Genomic DNA, 14,366 nt, shown 5'->3' on the forward strand with positions numbered 1-14,366 from the left:
ACCTTGGTGGGCGGTCACGACATGCCCAGCTCGTTGTCGATGAAGTCGAAGATCTCGTCGTCGTCGGCCGCGTCGAGGAGTTCCTCGACGGAGTCGCCGCCGGCGGCGGCGCGCGCCCTGGTCAGCAGTTCGTTCAGCCGTCCGGTCAGTTCCTCGCGGTGCCGCTCGTCCTCCAGGAGGACGGTGAGCCGTGCGAGTTCGGCGAGGCCGGGCAGCTGTTCGCCGGCCGGTTCGGGCACCAGCTCGGCGGCGAGGTGGCCGGCGATGGCACGGCACGACGGGTAGTCGAAGAGCAGGGTGGCCGGCAGCCGGAGTCCGCTGGCGGTGCCCAGCCGGTTGCGCAGTTCGACCGCGGTCAGGGAGTCGAAGCCCACCTCCAGCAGGCCCCGGTCGACGTCGACGGAGCCGGCGTCGGCGAAGCCCAGCACGGTGGCCGTGTGGTCGCGGACCAGGTCGAGCAGGGCCCGGTCGCGCTGGGTCTCCGTCATCGCGGACAGCCGCTCGGCCAGCCCGGCCGCCTCGCCGGTGCCGCCCGCGGTGCCGGCGGTGCCGCGTCGTACGGCCGTGCGCACCAGGCCCCGGAGCACGGCGGGCACCTCGCCCTGTGTCTGGACCGCCTTGGTGTCCAGGCGCAGCGGCAGCAGCACCGGACGGTCCTCGGCGAGGGCGGTGTCGAACAGTTGCAGGCCCTCCGCGGGCGGGAAGGCGATGATGCCGCCGCGCGCGATGCGCTTGAAGTCGTTCTCGTCGAGGTGGCCGCTCATGCCGGTGTCGTTGGCCCACAGGCCCCAGGCCAGCGAGGCGGCCGGCAGTCCCCGGGCCCGGCGGCGATGCGCCAGGGCGTCCAGGAAGGCGTTGGCCGCCGCGTAGTTGGCCTGTCCCATGCCGCCGAAGACGCCGGCGACGGAGGAGAAGACCACGAAGGCCGACAGGTCCAGGTCCGCGGTGAGTTCCTGGAGGTTGAGGACCGCGTCGACCTTGGGCCGCAGGACGAAGTCCAGCTGCTCGTCGGTGATGGACGCCACGATGCCGTCCTGGACCACGCCGGCGGTGTGGACGACGGCGGTGACCGGGTGTTCGGAGGGGACGGCGGCGAGCAGGGCGGCGAGTGCGTCGCGGTCGGCGGCGTCGCAGGCCGCCACCTCCACCTCGGCGCCCAGCGCGGTGAGTTCCTCGTGCAGCCGGGCGGCGCCCTCGGCGGCCGGGCCGCTGCGGCTGGTGAGCAGCAGCCGCTTGACGCCGTGTGCGGCGACCAGGTGCCGGGAGACATGGGCGCCGATCGCACCGGTGCCGCCGGTCACCAGGACGGTGCCGCCGCGCTCCCACTCCTGGTCGGTGTCGGTGACGCCGACCGGGACGCGCGCGATGCGGTAGGCGTACGCCCGTCCGTCGCGCACCGCGAGCTGCGGCTCGCCGCTGGCGACGGCACGCGCGAGCGTCGTGCCGTCGTGGTCCCGACCGTCGCCACCGTCGTGGTCCTGACCGGCATGGTCCTGGCCGCCGTACTCCTGGTCGACCAGGACGAACCGGTCCGGGTGTTCGGTCTGCGCGGAGCGGACCAGGCCCCAGACGGCGGCTCCGGCGAGGTCGGGCACATCGTCCGCGGCGGTCAGCGGGACCGCGCCGCGGGTGCTGAAGACGAGCTTGGCCCCGGCCCGGTCCCGGCCGAGCCAGTCGCGGATGTCGGCCAGCGCCCGCCGGGTGGCACGGCGTACCGCCGCCGCGTCGTGCCCCGGCTGGTAGCTGCGGACCTCGAACGCGGGAGCGGTGCCGGCGGCGGGCAGCGGCACCTCGGTGAACTCGGGGCGGAACAGGGTCCGGTGGGTCCGTCCGCCGCCCGTCGCGGTCCGGGCGGGCGCCGCGGGCCGCAGGGCGAGGGACTCGGCCGTGGCGACCGGCGCCCCGGTGCCGTCGAAGAGGGCGACCGACATCGAGCTGTCCCCGGTGGGTGCCATCCGCAGCCGGACGGCGGCCGCGCCGCCGGCGTGCAGGGTGACGCCGCTCCAGGCGAACGGCAGCCAGGCCTGGTCGCTGCCGCTCAGGACGCCGAAGGCGAGGGAGTGCAGCACGCTGTCCAGGAGGGCCGGATGGAGTCCGAACCGGCCGGCCTCGGGCCGCTCGGCGGCGGGCAGGGCGGCCTCGGCGAACACCTCGTCGCCGCGCCGCCACACCGCCGTCAGTCCCTGGAAGACCGGGCCGTAGGCGAAGCCGCTCTCGGCGAACCGGTCGTACAGGCCGCTCACGTCGATCGGCTCGGCGCCCTGAGGGGGCCACTCGGTGAGTGTCCCGCCGTCCGGTGCGGCGGGTGCGGCGCCCGGCGACAGCACACCGTCGGCGTGCCGGATCCAGGTCTCGTCGGCCGGCGCGTCCTGCGGCCGGGAGAACGCCTCCAGCGAGCGGGTGCCGTCGGTGCCCTGCGGGCCGACCCGCAGCTGCAGGACGACCGCGCCGTCCCTCGGCAGGACCAGCGGTGCCGCCAGGGACAGTTCGTCGACGCGGGCGCAGCCGACCTCGTCGGCCGCCCTGACGGCCAGTTCGAGGAAGGCGGTCGCCGGGAACAGGGCCTCGCCGAAGACCCCGTGGTCGGCCAGCCACGGTGTGCCGTGCAGCGACAGCCTGCCGGTGAAGACGTAGGTGTCGGCGTCGGCCAGTTCGACGGCGGCGCCGATCAGCGGGTGCCCGGTGGCGACCAGGCCCGCCGACGTCACGTCGCCGGCGCCGGCGGTGTCGTCGAGCCAGTAGCGCTCGCGCTGGAACGGGTAGGTGGGCAGCGGCACGCGGCGTACGTCGCGGTCCGCGAGGACCCGCTCCCAGTCGGGGGCGGTCACCCGGGCGTGGAGGAGGCCCAGGGCGGCGGTCACCGAGTCGGCCTCGTCGCGGTCCCGGTGCAGCAGCGGGATCAGTTCGGCGTGGCCGTCCAGGCAGTCCTGGGCAAGCGCGGTGAGGGAGCTGTCGGGGCCGATCTCGACGAACGCGGTCACTCCGGCCCGTTCGAGGGCCCGTACGCCGTCGAGGAACCGGACCGCGCCGCGGACGTGGCGCACCCAGTAGTCCGGGGTGCACAGCTCGTCGGCGCCGGCGGGAGCGCCGGTGACGTTGGAGACGACGGGGATGCGGGGCGGGTGGAACTCCAGCCGGGCCGCGACCTGGCGGAACTCCTCCAGCATCCCGTCCATGTGCGGGGAGTGGAAGGCGTGGCTGACCCGCAGCCGTTTGGTCCTGCGGCCGTCGGCGGCGAGCCGGGCGGCGACGTCGAGCACGGCGTCCTCGTCACCGGCGACGACGGTGGCCACCGTGCTGTTGACCGCGGCCACGGTGACCCGGTCCCCGTACGCGGCGAGGTAGGGCAGCACCGCCTCCTCGGGCGCCGTCACGGAGACCATGGCGCCGTCGCCGCGCATGGCCTGCATCAGCCGGGCGCGCTCCGCGACCAGCAGGGCGGCGTCCGGCAGCGACAGCACCCCGGCGACGTGGGCGGCCGCCAGTTCGCCGACCGAGTGGCCGATGAGGTGGTCGGGGCGCAGGCCCCAGTGCTCGGCGAGCCGGAACAGGGCGACCTCGACGGCGAACAGGGCCGGCTGGGTGTAGGCGGTGCGGTCGAGCAGGCCGGCGTCCGCGGAGCCGGCGGCGGCGCCGATCACGTCGTGCAGCGGCCGTTGGAGCAGCGGGTCGAGAGCGGCGCAGACGGCGTCGAAGGCCTCGGCGAACACCGGGAACTCGCGGTGCAGCCGCAGCCCCATGCCGAGCCGCTGGCTGCCCTGGCCGGAGAAGAGGAACGCCACGCGCGGTTCGGCGGGCGGCACGGTGCCGGTCACCGAGCGCAGGGCGGCACGGACCGTGTCGCGGTCGCCGTCCGGCACGACGGCCCGGTGTTCCAGGTGGGCGCGGGCGGTGGCCAGGGTGTAGCCGACGTCGGCGGGCCGTACGTCCGGGTGCTCCGCGAGGTGCCGTTCGAGCAGGGCCGCCTGGTCGCGCAGCGCCGGGGCGCTGCGGGCGGAGAGGACCAGCGGCACCGGCAGCGGTGCCCGCCCACCGGCGGTGGTGGGCGGCTCGTGGTCGGTGGTGGGCCGCGCGCCGGCGGTGGTGGGCGGCTCGTCGTCGGGGGCCTGTTCCAGGATGGTGTGGGCGTTGGTGCCGCTGACGCCGAAGGAGGACACGGCGGCCCGGCGCGGGCGGCCGGTGACCGGCCACGGGGTGTTCTCGGTGACCAGGTCGACGCTGCCCGCGCTCCAGTCGATGAACGGCGACGGCTCGTCGACGTGGAGGGTTCCGGGCACCGTGCCGTGCTGCATGGCCAGCACCATCTTGATGACGCCGGCGATGCCCGCGGCGGCCTGGGTGTGGCCGATGTTGGACTTGACCGAGCCAAGCAGCAGCGGCTGCGTGCGGTTCTGGCCGTAGGTGGCGAGGAGTGCCTGGGCCTCGATGGGGTCGCCCAGCCGGGTGCCGGTGCCGTGCGCCTCGACCACGTCGAGTTCGGCGGGCGTCAGGCGGGCGCCGGCCAGGGCGTCGCGGATGACGCGCTGCTGGGAGGGGCCGTTGGGGGCGGTGAGGCCGTTGGACGCGCCGTCCTGGTTGACCGCGCTGCCGCGTACCAGGGCCAGTACCGGGTGGCCGTTGCGGCGGGCGTCGGAGAGGCGTTCCAGCAGGACCAGGCCGACGCCCTCGGCCCAGGCGGTGCCGTCGGCGGCGGCCGCGAAGGGCTTGCAGCGGCCGTTCTCGGCGAGCCCGCGCTGCCGGCTGAACTCGATGAACGAGGTGGGGGTGGCCATGGCGGCGGCTCCGCCGGCCAGCGCCATGGTGCACTCGCCGGAGCGCAGTGACTGCGCGGCGAGGTGGATGGCGACCAGCGAGGACGAGCAGGCGGTGTCGACGCTGACGGCCGGGCCCTCCAGGCCGAAGGTGTAGGAGATGCGTCCGGAGGCGACGCTGCCCGCGCTGCCGATGCCGAGGTAGCCCTCCACCTCCTCCGGGGCGTTGCGCACCCGCAGGCCGTAGTCGTGGTAGCTGGAGCCGACGAACACGCCGGCGCGGCTGCCCTTGACCGACCGCGGGTCGATGCCGGCCCGTTCGAACGCCTCCCAGGTGGTCTCCAGGAGCAGTCGCTGCTGCGGGTCGATGGTGGTCGCCTCGCGCGGGGAGATGCCGAAGAAGGCGGGGTCGAAGTCGGCCAGGTCGTGCAGGAAGCCGCCTTCGCGCGTGTAGGTGGTGCCGTGGTGGTCGGGGTCCGGGTCGTAGAGGGCGTCCAGGTCCCAGCCGCGGTCGGTGGGGAACGGCGTGATGGCGTCGCCGCCCTCGCTGACCAGCCGCCAGAAGTCCTCCGGGGTGCGTACCCCGCCGGGGAAGCGGCAGGCGAGGGCGACGACGGCGATGGCGTCGTCGGTGACCGCGGCGCCGGCGGTCGGCACCAGGGCGGCGGTGTCGGGGCGGGCCTCCGGCTCGCCCAGTTCGGCCGCCAGGTGGTCGACGACGGCGGTCGGGGTCGGGTGGTCGAAGACGAGGGTGACCGGGAGCCGCAGACCGGTCGCCACGGAGAGCTTGTTGCGCAGTTCCACCGCGGTCAGCGAGTCGCAGCCGAGGTCCTTGAAGACCCGGTCGCGGCCGATCGCGTCGGCGCCTTCGTAGCCGAGGGCCTCGGCGGCCACCGTGCGCACCAGGTCCAGGAGCGCCGTCCGGTCCAGGGCGGCCGGCCGTTCGGGTGCGGCCCGCCGTTCGGTGACCGCGGCGACCTCCGGCAGGTCGGCGATGAGCGGGCTGGGCCGCAGGGCGGTGAAGGCCGCGGTGAAGCGGTCCCAGGCGAAGTCGGAGAGGATCACGTGCGGTTCGCCGGAGCCGACCGCGTCCGGCAGGGCGGCGACGGCCTGTTCGGGGTCCATGGCGGGCATCCCGTCGCGGACCAGCCGGGCGGCCACCGCGTCGTCGGCGAGGCTCTTGCCGGCCCACAGCCCCCAGGACACGGAGGTGGCGGGCAGGCCGAGGTCGCGGCGGTGCAGGGCCAGCGCGTCGAGGTAGGCGTTGGCGGCGGCGTAGCCGCCCTGTCCGGTGCCGGCGAGGGTGGAGGCCACCGAGGAGAACAGCACGAACGCCGACAGGTCCCGGTCGCGGGTCAGTTCGTGGAGCACCAGGGCGGCGTCGGCCTTGGGCCGGGCCACGCCGATCGCGCGCTCGGCGGTGAGGGAGTCGAGGACGCCGTCGTCGAGGACGCCGGCCGTGTGCACCACGGCGGTCAGCGGGGTGTCGGCCGGGATGCCGGCCAGCAGCTGTGCGACGGCGTCCCGGTCGGCCACGTCGCAGGCGGCGACGGTGACCCGGGCGCCCAGCTCGCCCAGTTCGGCGACGAGTTCGGCCGCGCCCGGGGTGTCCGGGCCGCGCCGCCCGGTCAGCAGCAGGTGTTCGGCGCCGGCGGTGGCCAGCCAGCGGGCCACGTGCCCGCCGAGGGCGCCGAGACCGCCGGTGACCAGGACGGTTCCGCCGGGCTGCCAGGACCGGCGGGTGGTGGAGCCGGACCGGACGGCGTGGGCGATTCGGCGGCCGTAGACGCCGGACGGGCGGACGGCCACCTGGTCCTCGCCCGACTCGCCGGTGAGGACCGCCAGCAGGCGCTGTGCGGCCTGGTCGTCGAGGGCCGCGGGCAGGTCGACCAGACCGGCCCAGCGTTCCGGGTACTCGACACCGGCCACCCCGCCCAGGCCCCACAGGGCCGCCTGCGCGGGGGCGGCAAGGGGGTCGGCGGGGCTGACGGAGACGGCGCCGCGGGTGGCGGCCCACAGCGGGGCGTCGATGCCGGCGGCGCCCAGGGCACGGATCAGGGACACGGTCGGCGGCAGCCCGGCGGGCAGCACCGTGCCCTCCGACCAGGGCCGGTCGGCGAGGCCGAGCAGCGAGAGCACTCCGGCGGGCCGGTGCCCGTCGGCCGCCGCGCGCAGGCGTGCCGCGTCGGCCGTGCGGTCGCCGGTGTCCGCCCAGGGCACCACGAGCGTGGTGAGGCCGTGCCGGCGCAGGGCGTCGAGGTCCGCGGCGACATCCGTGCCCGCGGGGGTGACGACGAGCCACTCCCCGGTGGCCCGGCCGGCCGGCAGGTCGTGCAGGACGCGCCAGTCGACCTGGTACCGCCAGGCGTCGGTGTCCCCGGCCGGGGGCAGGGCCTGCGGGGCGAGGGGGCGCGGTACGAGCCAGTAGTGCTGCCGCTGGAACGCGTAGGTGGGCAGGTCGGTCCGCCGGCCGCCGCGGTGCACGGCGGCCCAGTCGACCGCGGCGCCGCGCGCGTGCAGTTCGCCCAGCGAGGTCAGGAAGCGGTCCAGGCCGCCCGCCTCGCGGTGCAGGGTGCCGACGACGACTCCGCCGCCTGCGGCCTCCAGGGCCTGCTGCACCCAGATCGCCAGCACCGGGTTCGGGCTGACCTCCACGAAGGTGTCGTATCCGGCGTCGACCAGCTGGTGGACGGCCTGGTCGAACTCGACGGTCAGGCGCAGGTTGCGGTACCAGTACTCGGTGTCCAGGGCGGAGCCGTCCAGCCAGGCGCTGTCGGCGGTGGACCAGAACGCGACGGTCGTCGACCGCGGGCGCACGCCGTCCAGCACGCGCAGGAGTTCGTCGTGGATGCGCTCCACCTGGGCCGAATGGGCGGCGAAGTCGGCGCCGGGGATCGGCCAGCGCAGGACGCCCTCGTCCGAGAGCGCGGCGCTCAGTTCCTCGATCGCCTCGGGGTCGCCGGAGACCGTGACCGAGGCGGGCCCGTTGACGGCGGCCACCCCGATCCGGCCGTCCCAGGCGGCGACGCGCTCGCGCAGCGGCTCGGCGGCCATGGCGACGAACATCATGGCGCCCTGCCCGGCGAGCGCGATGAGGGCCTTGCTGCGCAGTGCGACGATCCGCGCCGCGTCCTCCAGCGGCAGTGCACCCGCCACCACGGCGGCGGCGATCTCGCCCTGGCTGTGACCGACCACCGCGTCGGGCTCGACGCCGCAGGACCGCCACAGCGCGGCCAGCGAGACCATCACGGAGAACAGCACCGGCTGGATGCGGTCCACCTGTTCGTACTCGCCGCTGCGCAGCACCTCGGTCAGCGACCAGTCGAGGTGCGGTGCCAGGGCGCGCTCGCACTCGGCGAAGCGCTCGGCGAACGCCGGGGCGCTGTCCAGGAGTTCCACGGCCATGCCGGTCCACTGGGTGCCCTGGCCGGGGAAGACGAACACGGTACGGCGGCCCGCGTCGGCGGTGTGCACGGGCGCCTCACCGTCGCGCACCGCCCGCAGCCCGGCGGCGAGTTGCTCCCGGTCCGTGCCCGCGACGACGGCCCGGCGCTCGAAGGCGGTCCGGGTGGCGGCCAGCGACCAGCCGACGTCCAGCGGGTCGGCGTCGAGCAGGTCCAGCAGGGCGCGCGCCTGCTCGCGCACGGCTTCCTCGGTCCGTCCGGACAGCGTCCAGGCCACGGCCGGCACGGGGTCGCGCTCCGCGGCAGGCGCCTCCACGGGGTCGGCCTGCTCGATGATGACGTGCGCGTTGGTGCCGCTCATGCCGAACGACGACACGCCGGCCCGCCGCGGTCCCGCCCAGGGCCGCGCCTCGGTCAGCAGCTCGATGTTGCCCGCGGACCAGTCGATGAACGGCGAGGGCACGTCCGCGTGCAGGGTCCGGGGCAGTACGCCGTGCTCCATGGCCTGGAGCATCTTGATGATCCCGGCGACCCCGGAGGCGGCCTGGGTGTGGCCGATGTTGGACTTCAGCGAGCCCAGCCACAGCGGCGCGGTGCGGTCCTGCCCGTAGGTGGCGAGCAGCGCCTGCGCCTCGATCGGGTCGCCCAGCCGGGTGCCCGTGCCGTGCGCCTCGACCACCCGCACGTCGGCGGGTTCCAGACCGGCGTTGGCCAGGGCCTGCTGGATGACCCGCTGCTGCGCCAGGCCGTTCGGCGCGGTCAGCCCGTTGGAGGCGCCGTCCTGGTTGACGGCGCTGCCCCGCACGGTCGCCAGCACCGGGTGCCCGTTGCGCCGGGCGTCGGACAGCCGTTCCAGTACGAGCATGCCGACGCCCTCGGCGATGCCGAACCCGTCGGCCTCGGCACCGAACGGCTTGCACCGGCCGTCGGCCGCGAGGCCGCGCTGCCTGCTGAAGCCGGTGAACGACAGGGTGGAGCCGAGGACGGTGGCGCCCGCGGCCAGGGCCAGCGAGCACTCGCCGGACCGCAGCGCCTGCGCCGCGAGGTGCACGGCGACGAGCGAGGACGAGCAGGCGGTGTCGATGGTCAGCGCCGGCCCCTCCAGGCCGAGCGAGTAGGAGATGCGGCCGGACAGCACGCTGCTGGAGATGCCGGCGATGAGGTGGCCCTCGGCCTCCTCGGGCACCCGCTCGCCGTCACCGCCGTACCCCTGGTACCCGGCGCCGACGAAGACGCCGGTGTGGGTGCCGCGCAGCGATGTCGGGTCGATTCCGGCCCGCTCCAACGCCTCCCAGGAGGTCTCCAGGAGCAGCCGCTGCTGCGGGTCCATGGCGAGCGCCTCGCGCGGCGAGATGCCGAAGAACGCGGGGTCGAACAGGCCGGCGTCGTAGACGAAGCCGCCCGCCCGGGAGTACGTGGTGCCGGGCCGGTCGGGGTCGGTGTCGTAGACGTCGCCGAGGTCCCAGCCGCGGTCGCCGGGCAGTTCGGATATCGCGTCGCGCCCCTCGGCGAGCAGCTGCCACAGGTCCTCGGGGGTGCGGACACCGCCCGGGTAGCGGCAGCTCGCGGCGACGATGACGATCGGGTCGTCCCCGGCGGGCGCGGCGACCGCGACCGGGGCGGCCGGGGACGCCGCCGTGCCGAGCAGTTCGTCGCGCAGGTGGTCGGCGAGCGCGAGGGCGGAGGAGTAGTCGAAGACGACGGTGACCGGCAGCCGCAGCCCCGTCGCGGCGTTCAGCCGGCCGCGCAGGTCGACGGCGGTCAGCGAGTCGAAGCCCAGCTCGCGGAAGGCGCGGCCCGGTTCGATCGCGGCGCCCGAGTCGTGGCCCAGGACGGCCGCCGCCTGGGTGCGCACCAGGTCGGCCAGGAACTCGCGCTGCTCGGCGGCGGGCAGCGCGCGCAGCCGGGCCGACAGCGACGAGCCGGCCTCCTCCTCGGCCGCGGTGTCCGTGTCCTGACCGGCCAGTGCGGCGCGGACGTCGGGCAGGTCGGAGATGAGCGCGCTGGGCCGGGCCGAGGTGAACACGGGGGCGAAGCGGTCCCAGTCGACGGCGGCCACCACGACGACCGTCTCGTCCCGGTCCAGCACCTGCTGGAAGCCCTCGATGGCGAGCGCGGGGCGCATGAAGGGGATGCCCCGTCCGCGCAGTTGCTGCTCGGCGAGGTTGGCGGCCATGCCCTTGCCGTCCTGCGGGGCCCAGATGCCCCACACCACCGAGGTCGCGCCGAGCCCGCGGGCGCGCCGGTTCTCCGCGAGGCCGTCGAGGTAGGCGTTGGCGGCTGCGTAGGCGCCGTGGTCGGCGCTGCCCCAGACCGCGGAGATGGAGGAGAACAGGACGAACGCGTCGACCTCGCCGATCAGTTCGTCCAGATGCGCGGCACCGAGCACCTTGGCGTGCAGGGTGTCGCCGAACTCGGCGAGGTCGGTGTCCGGCAGCGGTACGAGGCTGCCGGCGCCCGCGGTGTGCATGACGGACCGGATGGTCTCGCCCCGCGCCTCCAGGCCGGCGACGAGTGCGGCCAGCTGCTCGCGGTCGGTCACGTCGCAGGCGGCGGTGGTCACGCGGGCGCCCAGGGACCGGAGTTCCGCGGCCAGTTCGGCGGCGCCGGGGGCGGCACCGCCCTGCCGGCTGAGAAGCACGAGGTGCTCGGCTCCGTTGCGGGCGAGCCAGGCGGCGATCTGTCCGCCGACGGCGCCGGTGCCGCCGGTGATGAGGACCGTGCCGCGGGGCCGCCAGGGTTCGGGGACGGGTCCGTCGGACAGCGGGGCCCGGGCGATCCGGCGCCCGTACGTGCCGCCGGGGCGCAGCGCGAGCTGGTCCTCGTCGCCGTCACCGGCGAGCGCGGTCGTCAGGGCGGCGGGGTCGAAGCCCGCGACCAGGTCCAGCAGTCCGCCCCAGCGGCGCGGGTACTCCAGTGCGGCGACGCGTCCCAGACCCCACACCAGGTTCTGGGCGACGCCGGTCACCGGGTCGTCGTCACCGGTGGAGACCGCTCCGCTGGTCAGGCACCACAGGGGGGCGTCGACGCCCGCGTCGTCGAGCGCCTGGACGAGGGCGAGGGTGAGGGCCGTGCCGACCGGCACGACGGCGTGGTCCGGGTGCGGCCGTTCGTCCAGGCCCAGCAGCGAGACGACCTGGTTGAGGGGGCCGGTGACGTCGGCCAGCCGCCGCGCAAGCTTCTGCCGGTCGCTGTCGGCGGCGGACAGCTCCAGCCGCGTCACGGAGGCGCCGGCGTCCTCAAGGGCCCGGCAGACCTCGTCCGCGAGCGGATGTCCGGTCTCCGGTACGAGCACCAGGCAGTGGCGGCCGGACAGTTCGGCGGTCGCACCGCCGGGCAGCGCCTTCCAGGTGACGCGGTACCGCCAGGAGTCGACCGTGGCGCGGCTGTCGTGGCGGTTGCGCCACTCCGACAGGGCGGGCAGCACCTCGCTGAGCGGGGTCTGCGGGTCCAGTCCGAGCAACTCCCCCAGTCCGCCGTCCTCGACCGTCCGCCAGAACCGGTTCTGCTCCGACTCGGCGATGCCGACGCTGTCCTCCAGCCAGTACCACCTGCGCTGGAAGGCGTACGGGGGCAGGTCCCGGTACGCGGGCGAGCCGCCGAAGAACGGCGTGAAGTCCACCCCGACGCCCCGGACGAACAACTCCCCCGCCGACAGCAGGAACCGGCGCAGCCCGCCCTCGTCCCGCCGCAACGTCCCCGCCACCACCGACTCGTCACCTACGGTCTCGGTGATCCCCGTCGTCAGGACCGGATGCGCACTCACCTCGACGAAGGCACCGAAGCCCTCGGCCGCCAAGTCGCGCACGGCCGCCTCGAATTGCACGGTCTGCCGAAGGTTCCGGTACCAGTAGTCGGCGTCCAGACCGGTGCCGTCCGCCCACTCCACGTCCACGGTGGAGAAGAACGGGACCGCGGCCTCGCACGGCGACACACCCTCCAGCACACGCAGGATCTCCTCACGGATCTCCTCCACATGCGCCGAGTGCGACGCGTAGTCCACCGGAACGCGCTTCGCCCGCTCCACGGACGCCAACACCCGCTCCAGACCGGCCGGGTCGCCCGAAACCACCACCGACGACGGCCCGTTCACGGCGGCAATGGACACCCCGTCCGGCAACAGCTCCCGAACCTCGTCCACCGGCAACGGAACCGAGACCATGCCACCACGGCCCGCCAGCGCGGTGATCGCCTTCGAGCGCAGTACGACGACCCGCGCACCGTCCTCCAACGACAACGCACCCGCCACCACAGCGGCAGCGATCTCACCCTGCGAGTGGCCCACCACCGCGTCCGGCCGCACCCCGGCCGACTCCCACAGCGCGGCCAGCGACACCATCACGGCCCAGAGCACCGGCTGCACCACGTCGACCCGGCCGAACTCCCCCGACCGGACCACCTCGGTCAGCGACCAGTCCGCATACGGCGCCAACGCCCGCTCACACTGGGCGAACCGCTCCGCGAACACCGGCGAGGACTCAAGGAGTTCCACCGCCATCCCCGCCCACTGCGACCCCTGACCCGGAAAGACGAACACCGTCTTCCCCACGGGCGAGGCGACACCGGACACCACACCAGCCGTCGGCCCGTCGTCCACGACCGCTTTCAGGCCGGTCTCGAACTCCGCCGGCGAAGCACCGACGACCACCGCACGATGCTCGAACACCGACCGGCCCACCAAAGCCGCACCCACCGCAGCCCGGTCCACACCCGCCAACCCCACCAGCCGACCCGCCTGCGCACGCACCGCATCCGCCGAACGACCCGACACCACCCACGGCATCACCCCCGAAGTCGGCGCAGGCGCAGCCACCGGCTCACTCGCGGGAGCCTGCTCCAGGATGGTGTGGACGTTGGTGCCGCTGACGCCGAAGGCGGAGACACCGGCGCGGCGCGGGCCGCCCTCGTCGTCCCACGGCCGGGCCTCGGTCAGCAGCCGTACGTTGCCCGCCGACCAGTCGACGGCCCGGCTCGGAGTGTCGACGTGCAGGGTCCTCGGGAGCGTGCCGTTGCGCATCGCCATCACCATCTTGATGACGCCGCCGACGCCGGCCGCGGCCGCGGAGTGGCCGATGTTGGACTTCAGCGAGCCCAGCCACAGCGGCCGTTCGCGATGGCGTCCGTAGGTGGCCAGCAGGGCCTGGGCCTCGATCGGGTCGCCCAGCTTGGTGCCGGTGCCGTGCGCCTCGACCACGTCGATGTCGCCCGCGGGGAGCTGCGCGTTGGCGAGCGCCTCCTTGATGACGCGCTGCTGGGAGGGGCCGTTGGGCGCCGACAGGCCGTTGGACGCGCCGTCCTGGTTGACGGCGCTGCCGCGGACCACGGCCAGCACCTGGTGGCCGTTGCGCTGCGCGTCGGAGAGGCGTTCCAGGACCAGGACGCCCACGCCCTCGGACCAGCCGGTGCCGTCGGCGGAGTCGGCGAAGGCCTTGCAGCGGCCGTCGGGGGACAGACCGCGCTGCCGGCTGAAGGCGACGAAGGCGTCCTGGGTGGCCATCACGGTGACGCCCCCGGCGAGCGCCATGGTGGCCTCGCCGGCGCGCAGGGCCTGGACGGCGAGGTGCAGGGCGACCAGCGAGGAGGAGCAGGCGGTGTTGACGCTGACCGCCGGGCCTTCGAGGCCCAGTACGTAGGAGACCCGGCCGGAGACCACGCTGTCGGCGGTGCCGGTGTCCAGCAGCCCCTGGAGTTCGGGGACATCCCTGGAGCGGTCGCCGTAGCCGTTGCCGATGGCGCCGATGTACACGCCCGTCCGGGTGCCGCGCAGCGCGTGCGGGTCGAGGCCGGCGCGCTCGACGGCGGTCCAGGCGGTCTCCAGGAGCTGCCGCTGCTGCGGGTCCATGGACAGCGCCTCGCGCGGCGAGATGCCGAAGAAGCCCGCGTCGAACAGGCCGGCGTCGTGCAGGAAGCCGCCGTTGCGGGTGTAGGAGGTGCCCGACCGTTCCGGGTCGGGGTCGTAGCGGCCCTCCAGGTCCCAGCCCCGGTTGTCGGGCCACTCGCTGATGGCGTCGGCGCCGTCGGCCACCAGTCGCCACAGGTCCTCGGGGGACTCGACGCCGCCGGGGTAGCGGCAGTCCATGCCGACGATGGCGATCGGCTCGTGCCGGGCCTGGCGGGCCTCCTGCAGCGCCGCCTTGGTCTGGCCGAGTTCCGCGGTGGCACGCCTGAGGTAGTCAAGGAGCTTCTTGTCGTCTGTCATGGTGGCCGGTCT

1 protein-coding gene is annotated in these 14,366 nt (G+C 75.0%); it reads right to left on the minus strand.

What is annotated here, in order from left to right:
* Nucleotides 1-14 precede the first annotated feature (14 nt).
* Nucleotides 15-14,354, minus strand: a complete 14,340-nt coding sequence (locus ACFZB3_RS29540) for a type I polyketide synthase (RefSeq protein ID WP_391380479.1) — start codon at nucleotides 14,352-14,354, stop codon at nucleotides 15-17.
* Between the last annotated feature and the right edge of the window lie 12 nt (nucleotides 14,355-14,366).

Origin of the sequence: Streptomyces sp. NPDC008092 (assembly GCF_042957285.1) — a bacterium.
Lineage (GTDB): Bacteria > Actinomycetota > Actinomycetes > Streptomycetales > Streptomycetaceae > Streptomyces.

Excerpts from the sequence above, each read along its gene's own strand:
- ACFZB3_RS29540 (WP_391380479.1), bottom strand. The coding sequence starts at position 14,354 with ATGACAGACGACAAGAAGCTCCTTGACTACCTCAGGCGTGCCACCGCG.